Annotated in this window: 17 protein-coding genes, 2 tRNA genes and 1 other RNA gene; 15 read left to right on the top strand and 5 right to left on the bottom strand. The window is 68.2% G+C overall.

Annotation, left to right across the window (positions count from 1 at the left end; all coding sequences use genetic code 11):
• The coding region (locus tag DFQ59_RS12950) for a DUF7507 domain-containing protein (protein ID WP_211314930.1) at nucleotides 1-2,663 on the bottom strand (2,663 nt) is incomplete at its 3' end.
• Nucleotides 2,664-3,720: 1,057 nt separating this feature from the next.
• Between DFQ59_RS12950 and DFQ59_RS12945 the strand changes: the two genes are divergently transcribed.
• The 3 genes from DFQ59_RS12945 (at nucleotide 3,721) to DFQ59_RS12935 (ending at nucleotide 8,208) form a co-directional block, all read left to right on the top strand.
• Nucleotides 3,721-5,550, top strand: coding sequence for an ExeA family protein (locus DFQ59_RS12945; protein WP_114280128.1), 1,830 nt, complete (start codon nucleotides 3,721-3,723; stop codon nucleotides 5,548-5,550).
• Between the two features lie 667 nt (nucleotides 5,551-6,217).
• Complete coding sequence (locus DFQ59_RS12940; protein WP_114280127.1) at nucleotides 6,218-6,505, top strand: general secretion pathway protein GspB; 288 nt, start codon at nucleotides 6,218-6,220, stop codon at nucleotides 6,503-6,505.
• Nucleotides 6,506-6,672: 167 nt separating this feature from the next.
• The gene (locus DFQ59_RS12935) at nucleotides 6,673-8,208 is read left to right on the top strand and encodes a thioredoxin domain-containing protein (protein ID WP_114280126.1); all 1,536 of its coding nucleotides are present in this window, start codon (nucleotides 6,673-6,675) and stop codon (nucleotides 8,206-8,208) included.
• A gap of 15 nt (nucleotides 8,209-8,223) precedes the next feature.
• On the opposite strand, the gene DFQ59_RS12930 is transcribed toward DFQ59_RS12935, so the two are convergent.
• The 3 genes from DFQ59_RS12930 to ispB all read right to left on the bottom strand — a co-directional run bounded on the left by DFQ59_RS12930 (nucleotide 8,224) and on the right by ispB (nucleotide 10,890).
• Nucleotides 8,224-9,528, bottom strand: a complete 1,305-nt coding sequence (locus tag DFQ59_RS12930; RefSeq protein WP_114280125.1) for an InlB B-repeat-containing protein — start codon at nucleotides 9,526-9,528, stop codon at nucleotides 8,224-8,226.
• Between the two features lie 316 nt (nucleotides 9,529-9,844).
• A tRNA-Pro gene (locus DFQ59_RS12925) sits at nucleotides 9,845-9,921 on the bottom strand.
• Complete coding sequence (gene ispB, locus DFQ59_RS12920; protein WP_114280124.1) at nucleotides 9,922-10,890, bottom strand: octaprenyl diphosphate synthase; 969 nt, start codon at nucleotides 10,888-10,890, stop codon at nucleotides 9,922-9,924.
• 580 nt (nucleotides 10,891-11,470) lie between these two features.
• Between ispB and DFQ59_RS12915 the strand changes: the two genes are divergently transcribed.
• From DFQ59_RS12915 to recR, 5 genes are all read left to right on the top strand, one after another.
• A tRNA-Ser gene (locus DFQ59_RS12915) sits at nucleotides 11,471-11,561 on the top strand.
• A 37-nt stretch (nucleotides 11,562-11,598) separates the two neighbouring features.
• An RNA gene (gene ffs, locus DFQ59_RS12910) (signal recognition particle sRNA small type) lies at nucleotides 11,599-11,695 on the top strand.
• Nucleotides 11,696-11,823: 128 nt separating this feature from the next.
• Complete coding sequence (gene dnaX, locus DFQ59_RS12905; protein ID WP_114280123.1) at nucleotides 11,824-13,602, top strand: DNA polymerase III subunit gamma/tau; 1,779 nt, start codon at nucleotides 11,824-11,826, stop codon at nucleotides 13,600-13,602.
• Between the two features lie 298 nt (nucleotides 13,603-13,900).
• Nucleotides 13,901-14,224: a YbaB/EbfC family nucleoid-associated protein gene (locus tag DFQ59_RS12900; protein WP_114280122.1), complete on the top strand. Its 324-nt coding sequence runs from the start codon at nucleotides 13,901-13,903 to the stop codon at nucleotides 14,222-14,224.
• Nucleotides 14,225-14,231: 7 nt separating this feature from the next.
• On the top strand, nucleotides 14,232-14,825 hold the full coding sequence (gene recR, locus DFQ59_RS12895) for a recombination mediator RecR (RefSeq protein WP_114280121.1): 594 nt from the start codon (nucleotides 14,232-14,234) through the stop codon (nucleotides 14,823-14,825).
• Nucleotides 14,826-15,031: 206 nt separating this feature from the next.
• Here the strand turns inward: recR and DFQ59_RS12890 are convergent, their stop codons facing one another.
• Entirely contained in the window at nucleotides 15,032-15,241 is a 210-nt protein-coding gene (locus DFQ59_RS12890; RefSeq protein WP_114280120.1) for a hypothetical protein, read from the bottom strand.
• A gap of 477 nt (nucleotides 15,242-15,718) precedes the next feature.
• On the opposite strand from DFQ59_RS12890, the gene DFQ59_RS12885 reads away from it, so the two are divergent.
• From DFQ59_RS12885 to trxC, 7 genes are all read left to right on the top strand, one after another.
• The gene (locus DFQ59_RS12885) at nucleotides 15,719-16,858 is read left to right on the top strand and encodes a 4Fe-4S dicluster domain-containing protein (RefSeq protein WP_114280119.1); all 1,140 of its coding nucleotides are present in this window, start codon (nucleotides 15,719-15,721) and stop codon (nucleotides 16,856-16,858) included.
• Nucleotides 16,859-16,861: 3 nt separating this feature from the next.
• Nucleotides 16,862-17,344: a cyclic nucleotide-binding domain-containing protein gene (locus DFQ59_RS12880; protein ID WP_114280118.1), complete on the top strand. Its 483-nt coding sequence runs from the start codon at nucleotides 16,862-16,864 to the stop codon at nucleotides 17,342-17,344.
• 18 nt (nucleotides 17,345-17,362) lie between these two features.
• Nucleotides 17,363-18,172 (top strand): FAD/NAD(P)-binding protein, encoded by an 810-nt coding sequence (locus DFQ59_RS12875; RefSeq protein ID WP_114280203.1) that lies wholly within the window; start codon nucleotides 17,363-17,365, stop codon nucleotides 18,170-18,172.
• A 199-nt stretch (nucleotides 18,173-18,371) separates the two neighbouring features.
• Entirely contained in the window at nucleotides 18,372-19,139 is a 768-nt protein-coding gene (locus DFQ59_RS12870; RefSeq protein ID WP_425451026.1) for an NADH-quinone oxidoreductase subunit B family protein, read from the top strand.
• Nucleotides 19,132-20,433, top strand: a complete 1,302-nt coding sequence (locus DFQ59_RS12865; protein WP_114280117.1) for a Ni/Fe hydrogenase subunit alpha — start codon at nucleotides 19,132-19,134, stop codon at nucleotides 20,431-20,433. The genes DFQ59_RS12870 and DFQ59_RS12865 overlap by 8 nt, the downstream gene beginning before the upstream one ends.
• Nucleotides 20,426-20,887 (top strand): hydrogenase maturation protease, encoded by a 462-nt coding sequence (locus tag DFQ59_RS12860; RefSeq protein ID WP_114280116.1) that lies wholly within the window; start codon nucleotides 20,426-20,428, stop codon nucleotides 20,885-20,887. The genes DFQ59_RS12865 and DFQ59_RS12860 overlap by 8 nt, the downstream gene beginning before the upstream one ends.
• Before the next feature lie 259 nt (nucleotides 20,888-21,146).
• Entirely contained in the window at nucleotides 21,147-21,581 is a 435-nt protein-coding gene (trxC, locus tag DFQ59_RS12855) for a thioredoxin TrxC (protein WP_114280115.1), read from the top strand.
• Nucleotides 21,582-21,605: the final 24 nt, after the last annotated feature.

Below are 21,605 nucleotides of genomic sequence, written 5' to 3'. Positions count from 1 at the left end.
GTGCTGTCGCTGATGTCATTCGGGAACCCGTCCGGGTTGTAGTGCACCGTCACCGTGTTGGGCAGCGGATCCGGGTCACCGGCCTGCACCGTGCGGGTCGCCTGGATGGTGCACGAGGCACCGGTGGCCAGGGCGGCCGAACAGGTACTGGAGGTCACGTACGGATTGGACCCGTCGAGCAGGTTGCCCAGCAGGGTGTCGCTGATGGTGCCGTTGACCAGGTTGGGGCTGTCGCCCGAGCCGGTGTTGTTGACCGTGATGGTGTAGCTCGCGGGGTCACCGACCTTGGACAGGGTGTCGCCGGTCTTGGTCACATCGACGCCCGGCTGGAACAGGTTGACCGAGTGACCGTCACTGTCGCTGATGTCATTCGGGAACCCGTCCGGGTTGTAGTGCACCGTCACCGTGTTGGGCAGCGGATCCGGGTCACCGGCCTGCACCGTGCGGGTCGCCTGGATGGTGCACGAGGCACCGGTGGCCAGGGTGGCCGAACAGGTACTGGAGGTCACGTACGGATTGGACCCGTCGAGCAGGTTGCCCAGCAGGGTGTCGCTGATGGTGCCGTTGACCAGGTTGGGGCTGTCTCCCGAGCCGGTGTTGTTGACCGTGATGGTGTAGCTCGCGGGGTCACCGACCTTGGACAGGGTGTCGCCGGTCTTGGTCACATCGACGCCCGGCTGGAACAGGTTGACCGAGTGACCGTCGCTGTCGGTGATGTCATTGTCGAACGAACCGGTCGGATCGAAATGCACCGTCACCGTGTTGGGCAGCGGGTCCGGGTCGCCGGCCTGCACCGTGCGGGTCGCCTGGATGGTGCACGAACCGCTCGGGCCCAGCGTGCCAGTGCAATCGCTGGAGGTCACGTACGGATTGGACCCGTCGAGCAGGTTGCCCAGCAGGGTGTCAGTGATGGTGCCGTTCTCGAGTCCGGGGTTGTCGCTCGACCCGTCGTTGGTCACCGTGATGGTGTAGTTCACGGGGTCGCCGACCTTGGACAGGGTGTCGCCGGTCTTGGTCACATCGACGCTCGGCTGGAACAGGTTGACCGAGTGGCTGTCCTCGTCGGTGATGTTGTTGGGGAACCCGTCCGGGTGGTAGAGGACGCTTACCGTGTTGTCGAGCGGGTCCGGATCGCCGGACTGCACTGTATAGACCACGTTGAAGCTGCAGCTGCCGCCGTAGGCCAGGGAGGTACAGCCGTTGGCCTTGGCGGTGGCCGTGAGGTTGCCCAGCACGGTGTCCGTCACGCCGCTGGTGTCGTCGATGAGAAGGTTCGGCGCATCGTCCGAGCTGAGGTTGTTGATGGTGAAGCTGTAGGTGACGTCGTCACCCGCCTTGGACAGCGTGTCACCGCCCTTCACCACCTCCACTGCCGGCTGGAACAGGTTGACCGAGTGGTCGTTGCTGCTGGTCACTTCATCGCCCTGCAGGCCGGGGTCCGAGTCGTAGACCACGGTGACGGTGTTGGGCAGCGGGTCGGGATCTCCCGTGGCCACGCGCCGCCAGGCCGTGATGGCGCAGGTTCCGTCCGGTTCCAGGTAGGCGCCGCAGGCGTTGGACTCGACGCAGGACTCTCCCTCGGTGAGGTTGTCCTCGTCGCCGCCCGGGCAGTTGCCGTTGGTACTGGTCAGATCGCCCAGCAGGGTGTCGGTGATGCTCTGCTTGTAGAGCCGCACGATGCCCGTGTTCTCGACCAGGATGTTGTAGGACACCAGGTCACCCACCTTGGAGAGGGTGCCGCCACTCTTGTCCACGTCGATGCCGCAGAGCTCCGTGTCGCCCAGCAGGTAGTCCTTCAGCTTGGCGTTGTAGGTCTCGCCCGGCGCGCCGGAGGAGCGGGTCTCCCACATGAAGTCGGAGAAGCAGCCCACCGTCTCGTCGTTCAGCCGCAGGATGGCGCTGAGGTTCAGGATGCCTTCCAGCAGGGTGGTTTCCGGGAAGTTCTCGGTGAAGATCCCGTTCGCGGGATCGACGCTCCTGTCGCCCTTGGCGATGTAGGGCCAGGGCGCCGGTGTCTCGCCTACCCCCTCCGGGGCCTCCTCCGTGGGCGCATAGTTGGCGATGGCGCAGGCCAGGCCGTTGTACTCGGGCGTACAGACCGCGTTCGGTCCCTCGAAGATCTTGCACAGGTTGTCATCGGTGCCGAGCACGACGCCCGGGGTCGGACACTCGGTCGTGTCACCGCCGATCCAGCGGTAGGCCCGTACCGTCGCCGTCCGGCCGCCTTCGCTCCAGTCCACCGTGACCAGGATGTCCCCGATCGAGCGGCTGAAGGGGAAGTCTTCTCCCGGTACGATCAGTTCGGCCGGTACCTGCTGCCGGAACAGCCAGCCGCCCACCTGCGAGGAACCGTCGCCGTCGTGGACGTCGCCACCCATGACGATGACCAGGTCGCCGTTCTGGTGGTACAGCGTTCCGGGAGGCAAACCATCGACGGGAACCGGGGCGGCCAGGCCCTCGATGTTGTAGAAGGCCGCGTAGCCGTTGGTCCACTGGTTCTTGTCCGGCGAATTGCCGGTCTCGGATTTGCAGGTATTCAGATCGAGGTCATCCTTGCAGCCGGCCCCGAAGATGTTGTCGTCGAAAATGGTTCCGACGAAGCCCGGCAGTCCGGGGTAGTCGGGCACAAACACGCGGACAGCGGCCTTGCCGCTGTATGGCACGTCAAAATCCCAGCCGGTCGGTTTGGTCGCACTCGGCAGATAGGTGTTCCAGAGGTCGACCCAGATGTCGTTGTTCGTTCTCTGCCAGTCTTCTCCCTCCTTGTAAAGTGACGCATCGTTCTCATCGATCGCGTTGCCTTCCATCTCGAATATGCGCGTGAATATGCCCGACGCCGCGGAGGCGGGAACCGCCCCGAAGCCGAGAACGCCCACGAGCAGACAGATGGAGGCAAGCCAGATCGCCCTCGAATTTTTCGATGGCGTGCTGGTCTCCATTATTGGCCCCTTTGCTCCGGAACGGAGCAGTTGGTATCTCCCCGTCCCTGAGACAAAGTTCCCATCGTGCGATTATCCGTGCAGGGAATAATCGCGCCTGGAATCACTCCAATCCCTTACCAATAACTATGGACGCGGGTTCCGTGATAAACGTCACGACATTGTTAAAATATTGATGGATTTATATGAAGTGCGGCACGGAAATCCATGTTCAATCGTGACTGACGATTGAATTGCGTTGCTTTCCGTGGACGGTGTGGTCCTTGCGGGAAAATCTTGTTGCCGACATGTGGAATCTGTTGCCGGGCGGCAAAAAAATGTATTAAAACAGGTTGTTATAAATTTTATATATATGCTGTCTGGCTATAATCAGCCAAGAGATTGGTTGATGGTGTCAACTGCATGCAATATGTCTATGTAATGTATTAATTTCGATATTCAAGAATATTACGGCTTGCATTCACTCATCCCCGTGATCGAGTAATCCTCCGCGTCGCGCATATATTTATTGGCGCAATATTTGCCGCGGCAGGAATCGGATTATGGATGGGGGATTATCCGTCCGGCGACGGATGATCGCGGCTGCATCCGGCTGCGGTGAGGCTGGTCTCCGGATGGTGGCGTCGGCGCGAGCCGGCGGGTTTTCCGCCTGGTCCCGGGGCCGGTGGCCGGGGCGGAGGCGTCCGTTGCAGGAATCTCCCACCGCGAGTGCGGACTCTGGCACAATCGGGACATTCCTGGCTGAAACATCCAGGCCGCAGCGACGACAACGGTTGAGGGCATGTACGAGGCCTACTTCGGTATCGGGGAGGATCCCTTCTCCATCACGCCGGACCCGCGCTACCTCTACATGAGCGGGCGGCACCAGGAGGCGCTGGCGCATCTCCTGTTCGGGCTCCAGCAGGGGGGCGGCTTCGTGCAGCTCACCGGCGAGGTGGGCACGGGCAAGACCACCCTGTGCCGGAGCCTGGTGGAGCAGGTGCCGGAGCAGGTGGACCTGGCTCTCATCCTCAATCCGCGCCAGACCCCGGTGGAGCTGCTGGCCTCCCTTTGCGACGAGTTGCACGTGGACTACCCCGGGGGCACCGCCAGCATCAAGACGCTGGTGGACCGTCTCAATGCCCATCTGCTCGAGGCCCACGCCCGGGGCAGGCGCACCGTGCTGGTAATCGACGAGGCCCAGAATCTCAGTCCCGAGGTGCTTGAACAGGTGCGCCTGCTCACCAACCTGGAGACCGCCACCGAGAAGCTGCTGCAGATCCTCCTCATCGGCCAGCCGGAGCTGCGCGAGGTGCTGGCCCGCCCCGACCTGCGCCAGCTCGCCCAACGCATCACCGCGCGCTATCACCTGACCCCGCTCTCCGCCGATGAGACGGGCGCCTATGTCCGCCACCGCCTGGCGGTCGCCGGCCTGACCCCCCGGCTCTTCACCCCCGGCGCGGTGCGCCAGGTCCATCGACTCTCCGGCGGCGTGCCACGGCTCATCAATATCCTCTGTCAGCGTGCCCTGCTGGGCGCCTATGCCGAAGGGGCGGAGCGGGTGGATGCGGATCTGGTGCGCCGGGCCGAGCGGGAGGTGAGCGGTCGCGGCGGGCGCAGCCCCGGACGGGTCGCCATCGGCTGGGCGCTGGCGGTCGGTCTGATCCTGGGCGGCGCCGTTGCGTGGCGACTGGTGACCTGGGAAGGCGGCAGCATGGAAACCGTCGCGGGTGTTGCCGCTGATGCGGCACTGGAGCACCCGGGGGTACAGAGCCTGGTGGCCGGGACGGGATCCGCAACACCCGCGGCGCCCCCGGCGCAGGAATCCCCTTCGGTGGCTGCCGGGAGAGGGGTGGAGCCTGGCGGAGGCGCGGGGGAAACGGAGCCGCGCACGAAGCCGGGGCACTTGCCGCCGCTGGCCGGGGCGTTCGGTCCCTCCCCGGCATTGGCGATGTCCGCCGGAGAATCGGCAGGTGAACAGCCGCTTCACGAGGCACTGCTGTCCTCCGGCAATCCATCCGATACCGTCACGGCGTTGACGACCCTGTTCGGCTACTGGGGGGTGAACTACCAGGCGCTGGATGGCAGAACCGCATGCGACCGCGCGCTGCGGGCGGAACTGGAGTGCCTGCACGGCAGCGGGAACTGGGCCCGGCTGATCCACTACGACCGTCCGGCGATCCTGGAGCTGGTGGACCGGGAAGGGGGACGGCACCAGGTGGTGCTGGCGCAGCTCGACGCGGACCGCGCGACACTGGATTTCGGCGGCGCACGCAGCGACTGGCGGCGCAGCGAGGTGGAGTCCCACTGGTACGGCGAGTACCTGCTGTTATGGCGGCGGACGCCGGCCGGCGTCCGCCGCATCGACGCGGGGGATACCGGGCCGGAAGTGATCTGGCTCCGCCGCCAGCTGGCCCTGGCCGAGGGGGTGCCGGCGCCCGAATCGCTTTCCGACACCTTCGATGCCCCATTGGCGGAACGGGTGCGGGCCTTCCAGCGCGACCATGGCCTGGTCCCCGACGCCATCGTCGGCCAGGAGACCCTGATCCAGCTGATCAATGCCGGCGGACAGCCCGGTGTGCCCCGGCTCAGCAAGGGCATCCGGACAACGGCAGCCGCCCCGGGGGAGTGAAGTTCCCATGTCCTTCATCCTGGAAGCGTTGAAACGGGCGGAGCGGGAGCGGCGGATGGGTCAGCCGCCGCCGCTGGCCATCCAGATGGTCGGTGAGCCCGCCGGCCGGGGCGACCGGCGCGGCACTGGATGGGCATCAGCCGTGGCGGGAGTGGTCCTGCTCGGCCTCGCGGTTGGCGCCGGGATCCGCTTCTGGCCCGGTGCCCCGGAGCGCTCGGCGGCGCCAGGCGCCATGGAATCCACGGCTGTGGCCGCGGCGCCGCCCGCGGGCGGCGCACCCCCGGTTGCCTCGGCCCCCGCACCGGCGCCGGCAGCCGGGCAGGCGACTCCCTCTCCACCCGCCCTGGTCGCTGCGCCGCCCGGGACCGCAGCTTCGCCGGCCCCCGTTGCTGCGCGCCCACTGGCCGCCGAAGCCCGGGTGGCGTCGGTCCCCCCGCCACGCTCCGAGCCGGCCCCTGAGACCCGCGTGCAGCCGCCGGCCGAATCGGACGGGGTGCCTGCCCCCACCCCGCGCCCGGAACCGGTCGGAAACTTGCCGGCTGAAGCCGCTTCGCCCGTGGCGCCGGGCGTGGACGAAGGGGCGGTCGCTCCCCTGCGGGAACCGCTTCCGCCAGCACCGCGGACGCCGCCCGGGATTGTGGCCCGGTCCGAGCCGTCGGTGGCGCCGATGCCGGAACCGCCGGTTGCGCAAGTTGCCGAGCCGCAGCCGGCCGCTGCGCGCATTCCATGGCTGGAGGAGCTGCCTGGCGAGGTGCGTCGCGCCCTGCCCGGGCTCTCCATCAACGTTCATGTCTACAACCGCGAGCCTGCGCGGCGCTTCGTCCTCATCGGCATGCGCAAGTACCGGGAGGGGCAGCGCATCGGCGAGGACGGCCCCGTGGTCGAGCGCATCACTCCGGAGGGGATGGTCATCGACTACGGCGCGGGGCTGGCGCAGGTCCGCTCCAACCGCTGAATTTGGGGGCAGTTTGCTTGCTCCCGGAAGTTTTCACCCCGGCGTCCCCTCATGGGGCCGCCGGGAAACAGGCGGACTGTCCCCATGGCTCGACCCGGAATGCGCGCATTTCAACTATCTTGGTATTCATCCCTTGCCACGGCCGGCAGGGAGCCAAGGAGCGCGCCATGCCAGTGAGCAATCCGACGCACCCGCATTTTCCCTCGCCCTGCGTCGCCTCCCGGCGGTTCAGGTCGCCGGCCGCGCTGGCCGCGCTCGGGCTGTGGTTCCTGGCACTGGCTGCCGGCGCCGGGGAGCCGGATGATGCCAATGCGGTGGCGGCACGCGTGGGCGAGCGCGAGATCACCGTGGCGGAGGTGGATGCGGCCGCGGCCCTGCCGCTGCACGATCTGGCCATGGAGGCCTACCGGGTCCGGCTCGAGACCCTGGAGGGGCTTGTCGCCGGGGAAGGGGCGGGAGAATCCGGTGCGGAGATCCTGCTTGCGCCCCCCATGCCGCCCCGGGTGGCGCTGACGCCGGCGGCCGGGTCCATCCGCGGCGGCGGCACGGACGCTCCCGTGACCCTGGCGGTCTACTGCAACTTCCAGTCCCGCCACTGCGCGGACCTGCAGCCGGTGCTCCATGCCCTGCGGGAGCGCTACGGCATCCTGCTGCGCCAGGAGCACCGGGACCTGCCGCTGCCCTACCACAGGCACGCCCGGATGGCGGCGGAGGCGGCGCGCTGCGCCGGGGAGCAGGGGCGCTACTGGCCCTACCACGACGCCCTCTACCTGCGGGGCGGCGATTTCGACGCCGCGGCGCTGCGGGCGGTGGCCCGGCTGGCCGAGGTCGATGCCGACGCCATCGGGGCCTGCCTGGCCGCGGGGCGGCAGCGGACGGCGGTGGAGCGCGACGCGGCGAGCGGGCGCCGGATCGGCCTCGGGAGCGTGCCCGTCTCGTTCGTCAACGGCCTCTACCTGCGCGGACCGGCCGGCGAGGCCCGGTTCAGGCGGCTGATCGACGCCGAGCTGGAGCGGCTGGGCTACGGAATTCCGCCCCGGCTGGATGCCGGGATCCTGCGTGCGGCGCCCCGCAGCGGGCTGGCCTGGAGCGTCTCGGGGGTGGCGGGGCGCGGGGCGGGGCGGCTGGCCCTCATCGCGCCGGAGGGATCGACCGGTCCCGGACGAGCCTTCCGGCCGGGTCAGCGCCTGGAGGCGGGGGTGATGGTTGCCCGCATCGAACCGGAGCGTGTCTACCTCGACCACGACGGCCGCATCGAGTACCTGCCGGTTTCCGGCCACGCCGCGGAACCGGTCCTCCTCGCTGACGGCGCCCCGGGCGACGCGGAGAAGGGCGCGGTGCCGCCGGACCCCGGCATGGCGGAGGCGGGCTACCGGCTGCCCGAGCCCGCGGCCGAGATCACCCTGCCTGCGGCGCTCGTCACGGAGGCGCTGGCGGAGCGGGAAGCGCTGGAGCGGCAGCTGGAGGCCGCCGAGCACGTGGTGGAGGGGCACGCCCTGCTGCGGCTCGGAGAGATCGAACCGGGGGGCTTCTACGCGAGCCTGGGGCTGCGGGCGGGGGACGTGCTCATGCGGGTGAACGGCGAATGGATCCACGCCGACCACAACCCCCTCTGGCGGCTGCTGGCCGAGGGGGTCGATATCGATCTCACCGTCATCCGCCGCGGCGGCCTGCCGCGGCGTTTCATCTACCGGGCCGAGTAGGCTGTTTCCCGCCCGTCAGGGCGCCGGATTGTCGGGATTGTTGCCCCAGACGACGTCGGCCACGATGTTCTGCCCGCTGACGCTCGGGTGGAAGCAGTCGCCGCCGTTGATATCGCCGGCGCCGAAGGCGTAGGTGCCCACCGAGAGACCCTTCCCGTCCCCGTATTCAGCCACCACCTCGATGCCGTTCGTCCCGTTGTAGGTCTGTGCCAGCTCCGCCAGGATCTCATTGTAGCGCTGCTGGCGCTCGCCGATGGCGGCCAGGCGCTCGGCGTGCGATTCACCCTTGAGTGTCCCGTCGTTGGTGGCGATGCGGCAGATCCCGTAGGTGCTCCAGACGCTCTGGCAGTTCACCCCGGAGTCGGCCTGTTGCCGGGCGATGCCGGCGGCATAGAGATCCTGCATCCGGGGCACGCCCACCAGGAGGATGGTGGCGCCTTCCGGCAGTCCGTTGACGAGGATGTCCAGGCCGGCCCGGACACCGGCCCGCCAGCTCTCATCGTCCAGCAGCGGGTTGCTGCAGTCGGCCGGGTCGGCGCAGTCGCGGTTGCAGATGTCGTTGCCGCCCAGCATCACCTCCACCCGGTTGGGCAGCGGCACCTGGCCGACAATCTCGGCGGCCTGGTCGACGAAGTTGCGCGGCGTCTCCCCGCCCACGGTCACGCCCACCATCTCGCTGCCGCTCTCGGCGGCGGCCTTGGTGGCGCTGGTGTCGGGGTCCACCTCGAGCCGGTAGCGGTCGATCACGCTCAGGACCGCGCTCGAGCCGCCGTTGAACCAGGAGTTCTCGGGCTGGTCGCCGCCCAGCAGGCAGAAGAGATCCCAGAAGTTCACGTTGCGGGAGCAGCTGGCGGCGAAGCCCATGGTGATGCTGTCGCCGGCGGCCGAGGCCCGGGGCGTCGGCGGCGGCGGGGGAGGCGGCGCGGTGTCCTCGAACGCCGCGCCGACGCTGCGGTCGGCACGCAGGGTCACCGTGCAGGCGCCGGTGCCGGTGCAGTCCCCGCTCCAGCCGGAGAAGGCCGCGTCGGCATCGGGGATGGCGTTCAGGGAGACCGTGGTCTTGCCGGCGGGATAGGTGGCGGTGCAGGGCGCGTCACGGCAGGAGACCGGGTTTCCGTCGGCATCGGCGAAGCTGACTTCGCCGGGCCCGCTCGCCGTGACCGTGAGCACCGCCGTCTTGGCGGGTTTGCCTCCACCGCCACCGCCACCATCCGGTTTCTTGGCCCAGGCGCCCGGGGCGGCGACGGCCAGCATGAGGGTCAGCAGGGCGAGGAGGACATAATGGGAGAGGGGGGTACGGTATGTCGGGATGCCGATCATGGCCGGAATCTCCTGCGGCGGTCCACCGCGAACAGCGCGGTATGCCAAATCCGCCGACATCTATTGAAAAGCTAGCACCTGGAACAACGGAGGGGGCGTATACGGGCGGTCCTGGTGTGACAATTTGTCAACGTCAGCGGCAACCACCCGGGCCGTGTCCCCCCATTCCCCGGCGTCGGGAAGGCAGGGGCGATCTCCCGTGCAACGGTCGAATGCACGACAAGCCCGCGCTGGACACAACCCCGGATGTGCACGGATCCCCGCAGCCGGGCGCGAAAAAAAATGCGGCCTCTTTCGAGGCCGCATTTTTGATGTATGGTCGGGGTGACAGGATTTGAACCTACGACCCCCGCCTCCCGAAGGCGGTGCTCTACCAGGCTGAGCTACACCCCGTTAGTAGGTACGGCTGACGGCGAATCGGGCCAGTCCGGCCAGGGCTTCACGGAAGGGCGATTCGGGTATCGCTTCCAACGCCTGGACGGCTTTTTCGGCCTCCTGCTGCGCAGAGCGCGCAGTGTACTCGATGGCCCCGGTCGATGCAATGGCGGCACGGACGGCGTCAATCTGATCCAGGCCGCCATTCTCGATGGCGCTTCGCACCACCGCCACCTGGTCCGGGGCACCCTCGCGCAGCACGTGGATCAGCGGCAGGGTGGGCTTGCCCTCGGCCAGGTCGTCGCCGATGTTCTTGCCCAGTTCGCCGGCGTCGGCACTGTAGTCCAGCGCGTCGTCCACCAGTTGGAAGGCCACTCCCAGGTGCATGCCGTAGGCCGCCAGGGCCTGCTCCTCGATCTCCGGGCGGCCGCCCAGCACCGCACCGAGGCGCGCGGCGGCCTCGAACAGCTTGGCGGTCTTGCAGCGGATGACCTCGTAGTAACGCGCCTCGGTGGTGTCCGGGTCATGGCAGTTCATGAGCTGGAGCACCTCGCCCTCGGCGATGATGTTGGTGGCGTCGGCGAGGATGGCCATCACCCGCATGATGCCCACGTCCACCATCATCTGGAACGAGCGCGAGTAGAGGAAGTCGCCCACCAGCACGCTCGCCTCGTTGCCCCACAGGGCATTGGCGGTCTCGCGGCCGCGGCGCAGGTCGGAGTCGTCCACCACGTCGTCATGGAGAAGGGTGGCGGTGTGGATGAACTCGATCACCGCGGCCAGGTCGACGTGGCGGCGATCCCTGTAGCCGCAGGCGCCGGCGGCCAGCAGGACCAGCAGCGGGCGCAGGCGCTTGCCGCCGCTGTTGACGATATAGTGGCCGACACTGTTGACCAGCACCACGTCGGACCGCAGGCGCTCCAGAATGAGCGCGTCGACGGCGGCCATGTCGTCGCGCACCAGGGCGCGGATGGAGTCGAGTTCCATGGCGGAGGGCGTCAGTTCCCGGTCATGTGCGGATGGTGGCGGCGGTGGCGGCGGAAAAGTCGTAATTTGCGCAGCCCGGTCCGAATCATATCGTCCGGGAGGCCGCAGGTACATCCGTGTGGTCTGAAAGGCACATCGAATGCACCGTCGGCCGCGGGGCAGTACTAGTGTACTGCTTCACTCCTGGAGGTACTTTCAGAGCCCCCCGAAAGCGCCAGGACAAGGCGCAGTGCGCAGGCAATGGTCGTTTCCCTTGTCAAGCGCTGCAACGCAGTCATGGTGCTTTCGGGGGGGCTCCCTGCGGGCGAGCCGCTGGCCGGCCATCTGCGGCGTTGCGCTTGCTTGAAAGGGGGCCTGCCCTTCCTGCGCAAGCGCGCCTTGCACCTGACCGGCCAGCGACTCGCTGAATGTGCCTCCAAGAGTGAAGCAGTACACTAAGGATCGGGGTGCGGGGCTGTCAAGATATACAATCTGTCGGGACAGGGATTCACCCCCGATTCAGGTTTGCGCCGCCGCGGCTTCTGGTATATTCTTTCGCGCTTCAAAGGCGGTGGCTGGACAGGTCCGGCCGTCTGTCCCAGGAGAGGTGTCCGAGCGGTTGAAGGAGCACGCCTGGAAAGTGTGTATACGTTAACAGCGTATCGAGGGTTCGAATCCCTCCCTCTCCGCCACTTTCCCCCATAGCAAGACCGCTTCAATGGCGGCTTGTATCGGTCCCCTCGCAACGATACATTGTGAACCCCGTCAGGCCCGGAAGGGAGCAGCGGCAGCAATGGACTCGTGTGCCGGGGTGTGGCTGGTGCAGGCCGCCACCCATTGTGTCGTCGAAGCCGCTTCCCTCGGCCCCGCAGGCGCCCCGCGCCGCGGGCCGTACCCCGGCCGGTGGTTGCCAGCCGCCACCCGCGGCGCTCCCGTGAACCCGGAGGCGGAGCAATGAGCTACCAGGTCCTCGCCCGCAAGTGGCGGCCACAAACCTTCCAGTCCCTGGTGGGCCAGGAGCATGTGCAGCGCGCCCTGGTCAACGCCCTGGACCACGATCGCCTGCATCACGCCTACCTCTTCACGGGGACCCGGGGCGTGGGCAAGACCACCATCGCCCGCATCCTGGCCAAGTGTCTCAACTGCGAGACCGGCGTTACCTCCACACCCTGCGGCACCTGCCCCTCCTGCCGGGACATCGAGCAGGGCCGATTCGTCGATCTCATCGAGGTGGACGCCGCGTCGCGGACCAAGGTGGAGGATACCCGCGAACTGCTGGACAACGTCCAGTACGCCCCCTCCCGCGGCCGCTACAAGGTTTACCTCATCGACGAGGTGCACATGCTCTCCGGGCACAGCTTCAACGCCCTGCTGAAGACCCTGGAGGAGCCGCCGCCGCACGTGAAGTTCCTGCTCGCCACCACCGATCCGCAGAAGGTGCCGGTGACGGTGCTCTCCCGCTGCCTGCAGTTCAACCTCAAGCGCCTCTCCCCGGAGCGGATCCGCGACCACCTGGCGCATATCCTCGCCGAGGAGGGTATCGAGGCGGATCAGCCGGCGCTGCTGGAACTGGCCCTGGCCGCCGACGGAAGCATGCGCGACGCGCTCAGCCTGCTCGACCAGGCCATCGCCTTCGGCGGCGGACGCCTGGAGGCGGACGAGGTGCGCAACATGCTGGGAACTCTCGATCGGGGGCGCATCTTCGAGCTGCTGGAGCTGCTCGCGGCGGGGGATGCCGCGGCCCTGCTGGACCGCAGCGCCGGGCTGGCCGAACAGGCGCCGGACTACGGCGCGGTACTCGGTGAGCTGGTGTCGCTGCTGCACCGGGTGGCCCTGGCCCAGCTGGTGCCGGAGGCGGTGGACGACCGGCTCGGCGATCGCGACCGGGTGCTGGCGCTGGCCGGGCGAATCGAGCCTGAGGAGGTCCAGCTCTGGTACCAGATCGGCCTGCTGGGGCGCCGGGACCTGCCCCTGGCTCCGGATCCCCGGGGCGGCTTCGAGATGCTGCTGCTGCGAATGCTGGCGTTCCGCCCCGCGACGGCGGCAGCGGCCCCGGCGCCGGCCGCCGGCGGTGCCGCACCCGCCGGCAGCGGCGGCAGGGAGGCGCGCAGCGCCCGCGCGGCCCTCGATCAGGCCCGGGTCCGGGCCGACGGTGACGCCACCGCGCCCGGCGTGACGAAACGCGCCGCCCCGCCCCCGTCGCCGGGGGCGGAGACCCGGCCACAGCCGACCACCCGGCGATCAGCTGGTGTTCCGGAACAGCGCGGGGTCCGGGAGCCGGAAACCCGCCCGGGACCGGTCCGTGGCGCGCCACAGGAAGCCGGGCCGGCGGGGAACTCCGGTCCGGCGGTCATCAGTGACTGGGCCGCCACGGTTCCGCGGCTGGGGCTCAACGGTTTCACCCTGCAGCTGGCCAACCACTGCGTCCTCGACCGGGTCGAGGGACAGTCGATCCGGCTGCTCCTGGACCCGGCCCAGTCCAGCGCCCTGAGCGAGCGGCAGAAGGAGCGGATCCACGACGCCCTGACCCGTTACCTGGGGCAGCCGGTGCGCCTGGAAATCGTGGTGGGGGCGGCGGACACGGAGACGCCCGCCCGCCAGCAGCAGCGCGCCCGCTCCGAGCGCCAGCACGCGGCCGAGGCGCACATCCAGGCCGATCCCAACGTCCAGGCGCTCATGGACACCTTCGACGCCAGCCTCGTCCCCGGCTCCATCCGGCCGACCGAGCACTGACGCCGCTGAAAGGACTGACATTTACAGACAATTCACCACGAAGGCACGAAGGACACGAAGAAAGGCGAAAAGATCATCAACCGCAGATTTGCTTTGATTGGCGTTGATTCGGAATCAGGCTTCCAAGCGCCTTGCCGCAAGCCGGTGAGTGGATACGGCTCCTGCGGGATGCACCGTTTCAGGTCCGTTACAATCAACGAAAATCAACGTCAATCTGCGGTTTATCGAGATCTTTTCTTCGTGTCCTTCGTGCCTTCGTGGTGAAATGAAATTCAGCAGAAACCGGAGGGAGAAAGCGATGAAAGGCGGTTTGGGCAACCTGATGAAGCAGGCCCAGAAGATGCAGGAGAACCTGCAGAAGGCCCAGGAGGAGCTTGCCACCATGGAGGTGAGCGGCGAGGCCGGGGCCGGGCTGGTGAAGGTGGTGATGACCGGGCGCCACGACGTGCGCCGGGTGAGCATCGATCCCAGCCTGCTGGAGGAGGACAGGGAGATGCTCGAGGACCTGCTGGCCGCGGCCGTGAACGACGCGGTGCGCAAGGTGGAGCAGGTCACCCAGGAGCGCATGGCCGGGCTGGCCGGCGGCATGGGGCTGCCCCCGGGCATGAAGCTGCCCTTCTGAGCGCGCCATGAGCTATACCCCCCTGCTGCAGCAGTTGATAGAGGCCCTGCGCTGTCTGCCCGGGGTGGGGCCGAAATCGGCCCAGCGCATGACCTTCCACCTGCTGGAGCGCGACCCGGAAGGGGCGCTGCGGCTGGCCAAGGCACTGACCGAGGCGGTTGAGCGGGTGGGCCGCTGCGACAGCTGCCGGACCCTGAGCGAGGCGCCCCTGTGCCCCCTCTGCGCCAGCCAGCGGCGTGATCGGCGGCTGCTGTGCGTGGTGGAGACTCCGGCGGATGTGCTGGCGGTGGAGCAGTCGGGCGCCTACGCCGGGCTCTACTTCGTGCTCGGCGGCCACCTCTCGCCCCTGGACGGCATCGGTCCGGAGGAGATCGGGGTGGATGCCCTGCTGGCACGGGCGCGGGAGGGGGTGGAGGAGGTGATCCTGGCCACCAACCCCACCGTGGAGGGCGAGGCCACCGCCCACTATATCGGCGAGTTGCTGCGGGAGCAGGGGGTGGGCGTCAGCCGTATCGCCCATGGCGTGCCACTGGGCGGCGAACTGGAGTACGTGGACGGCAGCACGCTGACCCGCGCCCTGGCCGGGCGCAAGCCGATTTAGCCCGCATTTCTCACCACCCTTCTACTGCGGACGCCGATCTGCGCGTTCTGATGGGGCGTACTTGCTCCAGCCCTGCCCGGCCGGATGAATCCGGCCCTACATCGTGTCGGCTACGCCGGCGGCGTCTTCCGGTCCGTGTCCCCGCCGGAACGGCACCTCGAAGTCCTCACGACGTGCAGTGGTGAGAAATGCAGGCTGGCCACTATTCACCGCCGCCGGCGCCGCGGCGGCTCCTCGTCGGCGCGCCCGCCCTCCGGCGTGCGCCTCGCCCAGCCCCCCTCGGGCCGGTTCTTGTCCGGATTGCTGAAGGTGAAGCGGCCGAACAGGACGCACCCCTTCATGCCGGGATCGCAGACCGCCCCATTCACCCGTTCGCAGCGGCCGTTCACCTCGTGCGGACATCCCCAACCGCTCATTTGCGCCACTCCCCCGTCAGGGAACCGCATCCATCGCGGTTCCATGGATTCGTGAAAAGATTACCACGGAGACGGTCCACAGCCGTACCGCCGTGGTCTATGATTAACGGGACGGTGCAGTGCACAAAACGTCATCACGGCTTCATGCGCCGCAGTCATTGTATGTTCACCACGAAGGCACGAAGTACACGAAGAAAGGCAAAAAGACCGTCAACCGCAGATTGACGTTGATTGACATTGATTTAGCATCAGAGGTTGACAGCTCTGTTGAGATGCATGCCACTAGCCGGCACGTTGGCCAGCTCCGGCAGGGCGCTCCCCAGCAACTCCGGAGCAATCAACGAAAATCAACGCCAATCTGCGGTTCATTGAGTTTTTTCTTCGTGTCCTTCGTGCCTTCGTGGTGAGATCCCACGGTGAGATCCCGTGGTGAGATCCTGAAACGCCCGGCCACGACGGAGTCCAGCGAGCGAGATCATGGAACAGAGCGAAGCCAAACCCGGAGCAGCCGTGATCCTCGACCGTGAGGGGCTGGATCGCCTGCTTGAAACCCTCGCCGCTGAGGGTTTCCGCGTGCTCGGCCCCGTGGCCCGCGACGGGGCGGTCACCTATGCGCCGGTACGCAGCACGGCGGACCTGCCCGTCGGCCTGCGGGATCGTCAGGAGGGCGGAGTCTACCGGCTGGAGTCCGGGCGGCCGGAGGCGCTGTTCGACTACGTCCACGGCCCCCACACCTGGAAGCACCACCTGTTCCCGCCCGAGCAGCGGCTGTGGCGGGCCGAGCGTGACGGCCGCGGCTTCCGCATCGAGTCCGGGGCCGATGACGAGCCGCCGCTGGCACTGGTGGGGGTGCGGGCCTGCGAACTGCGCGCCATGGCGATCCAGGACCGGGTATTCGACAACGGCCAGTTCGCCGAGCCGGGCTACCTCGGCCGGCGCGGAAAGTCCTTCGTGGTGGCGGTCAATTGCACCCGCGCCGGCGGCACCTGCTTCTGCAGTTCCATGCATGCCGACGGACCCCATGCCAGCGGCGGCTATGACCTGGCACTGACGGAAGTGATGGAGGCGGGAGCCCACTGGTTCCTGGTCGAGACGGGCAGCGAGTCGGGCGCGCGCGTGCTGGAGCGGCTGCCGGGCCGCGCTACGGCACCGGCGGAGCGCTCGGCGGCATTCGACGCGGTGGAGCAGGCGGCGGCCGCCATGGGGCGGGAAATGCCGCCCGAGGCGGTGGACCTGCTCCGCTGCAACGTCGAGCATCCCCGCTGGGACGATGTGGCCGGGCGCTGCCTGAGCTGCGGCAACTGCACCCTGGTCTGTCCCACCTGCTTCTGCAGCACGGTGGAGGATGTCACCGACCTGGCCGGTGATGTCGCCGAGCGCTGGCGCCGCTGGGATTCGTGCTTCAACCTGGAGTTCAGCTATATCCATGGGGGCAGCGTGCGTCGCCAGGTGAGCGCGCGCTACCGGCAATGGATCACGCACAAGCTCTCCACCTGGTGGGAGCAGTTCGGTTCCTCGGGCTGCGTGGGCTGCGGACGCTGCATCACCTGGTGCCCGGTGGGCATCGACATCACCGCAGAGGTGCGCGCCATCCGCGACAGCGAGGAGAGGGGGTAGGCCATGTCACAATTCGAAGGCATCGACAAGCTGCTGCGGGATCATCCCTTTTTCAGCGGCATGAAACCCGACTACCTGGAGCTCATCGCCGGCTGCGGCGCGAACGAGCGCATCGACGCCGGCCAGTACCTGTTCCGCGAGGGCGAGGCGGCCGACCGCTTCTATCTCATCCGGCATGGCGCGGTGGCCGTGGAGCTGCATGCCCCCGGGCGTGAGCCGATGGTGCTGCAGACCCTGGGGGAGGGGGAGATCCTGGGCTCCTCCTGGATCGTTCCGCCCTACCGCTGGCTGTTCGACGCCCGCGCGGTGCAGCTCACCCGGGTGGTCGGCCTGGACGCCAAGTGCCTGCGCGACAAGTGCGAGGCGGATCACAGCCTCGGCTTCGACCTGATGAAGCGGTTCGCGCCGGTCCTCTCCGCCCGGCTCGCGGCGGCGCGGCTGCAGCTGTTCGACATGTACGGTAAGCCCGGCGAGCGGAGGGGCTGAATCGTGGCGCGGGATCCCATGCTGCCCACCCTGTTCGAGGTGGCGCGCTTCCGGCGCGAGCTGAACGACGTCTTCACCCTGGAGCTGACGCCCCCGGCGGGGGCATTTCCCTTCCGGGCGGGGCAGTTCAACATGCTCTACCCCTTCGGTGTCGGCGAGGCGCCCATCAGCATCAGCGGCGATCCGGACCGGCCGGAACGACTGATCCATACCATCCGCGCGGTGGGCGCGGTGACCGAGGCGCTGGAGCGGCTGCGCCCCGGGGACGGCGTCGGCGTGCGCGGTCCCTTCGGCAGCGCCTGGCCGGTCGCCGAGGTCGAGGGCATGGACGTGGTCTTCGTGGCGGGCGGCATCGGCCTGGCGCCCCTGCGCCCGGCCATCCACCAGGTGCTGGCCAATCGCACCCGCTACGGCCGGGTGGTGATCCTCTATGGCGCCCGCAGCCCGGAGGAGATCCTCTACCGCGCCGAGCTGGAGCGCTGGAGCGGGCGGCTGGACACCTACGTGGACGTCACCGTGGACCGGGCCAGCCCCGGCTGGGCCGGCAACGTGGGCGTGGTGACCAGGCTCATCGAGCGCGCCCGCTTCGACGCCCCGAACACCGCGGCCTTCCTCTGCGGCCCGGAGATCATGATGCGCTTCACCGTCGAGGCGCTGAACAGCGCCGGGGTGGAGGACCGCCGCATCCACGCCTCCATGGAGCGGAACATGAAGTGCGCCGTGGGCTTCTGCGGCCACTGCCAGTTCGGCGCCAGCTTCGTGTGCAAGGACGGCCCGGTGTTCCGCTTCGACCGCATCCGCTCGCGCTTCAACGTCCGCGAGCTTTGAGAATGGGAATAGACAGGATTTACAGGATTTACAGGATTCGAAAAGGAGTACTTGATCGGAACCCCATAGGGTTGTGGTGGAAAGCCAGGCAGGCGGTGTCCAAATAGCCAGAAACATCCGGTCCGACTGCGGACAGAAAAATCCTGTCAATCCTGTAAATACTGTCTATTCAATGCCTTTTCATGTCCAGGTGATTGCGATGAGAAAACCGAAACTGGCGGTATGGAAGTTCTCCTCCTGCGACGGCTGCCAGCTGAGCCTGCTCGACTGCGAGGACGAGTTGCTGGCGGTGGCGGGCGCGGTGGATATCGCCTACTTCCTGGAGGCCACCCGGGCCCGGCTGCGCGGGCCCTACGACCTGTCCCTGGTGGAGGGCTCCATCACCACCCCGGAGGAGGCCGAGCGCATCCGCAAGGTGCGCAGCCAGTCGCGCTTCCTGGTGACCATCGGCGCCTGCGCCACGTCCGGCGGCATCCAGGCGTTGCGCAACTTCGCCGACGTGGACGCCTTCGCCCGCGCCGTCTACGCCCACCCGGAGTACCTGGACACCCTGGCCACCGCCACCGCCATCCAGGACCATGTGCCGGTGGATTTCGAGTTGCGCGGCTGCCCGGTCAACAAGCACCAGTTGCTGGAGGTGGTGAACGCCACCCTCAACGGGCGCCGCCCCAACATCCCCGACCACAGCCAGTGCGTGGAGTGCAAGCGCCACGGCACCGTCTGCGTGCTGGTGGCCCACGGCACCCCCTGCCTGGGGCCGGTGACCCAGGCCGGCTGCGGCAATCTCTGTCCCGCCTGCAGCCGCGGCTGCTACGGCTGCTTTGGCCCCAAGGAGGCGCCCAACACCGCCGCGCTGAGCGCGAAGCTGGGTGCGGAGGGGCTCGGCGGCCGCGCCATCGGCCACCTCTACAGCACCTTCAACGCCAACGCACCGGCCTTCCGTGAAGAGAGCCAGAAGCATGAGTGAGCGCAGCGGCACCCGGACCATCAAGGTGGACGCCCTGGCGCGGGTGGAGGGCGAGGGCGCCCTCTACCTGCGGGTGAAGGACGGCGCCATCAGGGATCTCAAGTTCCGCATCTTCGAACCGCCGCGGTTCTTCGAGGCGCTGCTCGCCGGGCGCGGCTACGCCGAGGCGCCGGATATCACCGCCCGTATCTGCGGCATCTGTCCGGTGGCCTACATCCTCAGCTCCAGCCACGCCATGGAGCAGGCCCTCGGCATCCGCGTGACCGGGCCGCTGCGGGACCTGCGCCGGCTGCTCTACTGCGGCGAGTGGATCGAGAGCCACGTGCTCCACGCCGCCATGCTCCACGCGCCGGACTTCCTCGGCCTGGACGACGCCCTGCAGATCGCCGAGCGGGATCCGCAGCTGGTGCGCACGGCGCTGCGGCTGAAGAAGCTCGGCAACGAGATTCTCGAGGTGGTGGGCGGCCGCGCCGTGCACCCGGTGAACACCCGCGTGGGCGGCTTCTACCGGGCGCCGGGCCGGGCGCGCGTCCGGGCGCTGGCGTCGGAGCTGGAATGGGCGCTGGAGGCCTCGACGACCCTCCTGCGCGCCTTCGCCGGCTTCGACTTTCCCGACTACACCCACGACTACACCTGCGTCTCCCTGCGCCACCCCGACGAATACGCCATCACCGAGGGGCGGCTGGTCTCCAACCGCGGCATGGACATCGCCATCGACACGTTCCTCGATCATTTCGGCGAGGAGCACGTGGCCCACTCCAATGCCCTGCACGGCTACCTGGGCGCGGGCGAGCCCTACCTGGTGGGCCCCATCGCCCGCTACAACAACAACTTCGACCAGCTCACGCCGCTGGCGCAGGGCGCGGCCCGCGAGGCCGGCCTGGGCCCGGTGGTGAACAACCCCTACCAGAGCCTGCTGGTGCGGCTGGTGGAGACACTCTACGCCTGCGAGGAGGCGCTGCGACTGGTGCGCGCCTACGAGGAGCCCGACGCCTCCTGCGTGGAGGCGGCGCCCCGGGCGGGCGTGGGCCACGGCTGCACCGAGGCCCCGCGCGGCATCTGCTATCACCGCTACGCCCTGGACGAGACGGGACACATCCTGGAGGCGCGCATCATCCCGCCCACCTCCCAGAACCAGAAGCAGATCGAGGACGATTTGCGCGGGGTGGTGGCGCAGAACCTGGCGCTGCCCGACGAGCAGCTCAAGCTGCGCTGCGAGCAGACCATCCGCAACTACGATCCCTGCATCTCCTGCGCCACCCACTTCCTCGAACTCACCGTCGACCGTGAGTAGCGGTCCGCGCCAACCCGGCCTCCTGATCGGGATCGGCACCGACTACCGGGGCGACGACCAGGCCGGCCTGGAGGTGGCGAGACGGCTCCGGGGCCGCCTGGCGGAGGTGGAGGTGCGGGAGTTCTCCGGCGACGGCGCGGTGCTCATGGAATCCTGGGTGGGGCACGACCGGGTCACCCTGGTGGATGTCTGCCGTTCCGACGCCCCGGCCGGCACTCTTCGCCACTGGCGGCTGCCGGACGATTCCCTCCCCGCCGCCCTGCGCCTCGGCTCCAGCCATGCCTTCGGGCTGGCCGAGGCTCTCGCCCTGGCCGGAACACTAGGCCGCCTGCCGGCGCGGCTCGACCTCCATGCCATCGAGGGCGAGCGCTTCGGCCTGGGCGAGGCCATGTCACCCGCCGTGGAGCGGGCGGTGGAGACCCTGGTGGCAGAGCTGGCGGCAGGGAGTGTTTGATATTTGTATATAGACACGATTTACAGGATTGACGGGATTGTGTGTGTCCCGGTGCGCACGGCGCACCCTACGTTTTGCTTTACTTCGTGTTCTTCGTGCCTTCGTGGTGAGATTTCAATAGAACGTAGGATGCGCCGTGCGCACCATTCACCCCACGGGCATCGCTGGGAGCCCGGCTCCGGGTCGAGCCGGAAAGGGTCTTGAAAACGGTGCCTCCGGGCGCCATATCGCTCATGGACCCGATTGTTGGAGTACCTGCATGAGCGACTCGACCCACATCGTCTGCCCCCATTGCGGGGCGGTGAACCGCATACCCTCCAGCCGCCTCGCCGAACACCCCCGCTGCGGCAAGTGCCGCCAGCCCCTGTTCGCCGCCCACCCCGTGGCGCTCACGGCGGAGAACTTCCAGCGTCATATCGAGCGCAGCGACATCCCGGTGCTGGTGGATTTCTGGGCCCCCTGGTGCGGGCCCTGCAAGATGATGGCGCCGGCGTTCGAGGAGGCGGCGCGGCAGCTGGAGCCCCGGGTCCGCCTGGCCAAGGTGGACACGGAGGCCGAACCGGCCCTCGGCGCCCGGTTCAACATCCGCAGCATCCCCACCCTGGCCCTGTTCCGCGGGGGCCGGGAAGTGGCCCGCCAGCCCGGCGCCATGGGCGCGGCGGACATCGTGCGCTGGGTTCAGTCGCGGCTCTGAGGTGGGCGTGGGGCGGATCTTTCA

The organism is Thioalbus denitrificans, assembly GCF_003337735.1.
Taxonomy (GTDB): Bacteria; Pseudomonadota; Gammaproteobacteria; order DSM-26407; family DSM-26407; genus Thioalbus; species Thioalbus denitrificans.
The sequence above is the reverse complement of the archived record's forward strand: the minus strand, read 5'-3'. Positions and strand labels throughout refer to the sequence as shown.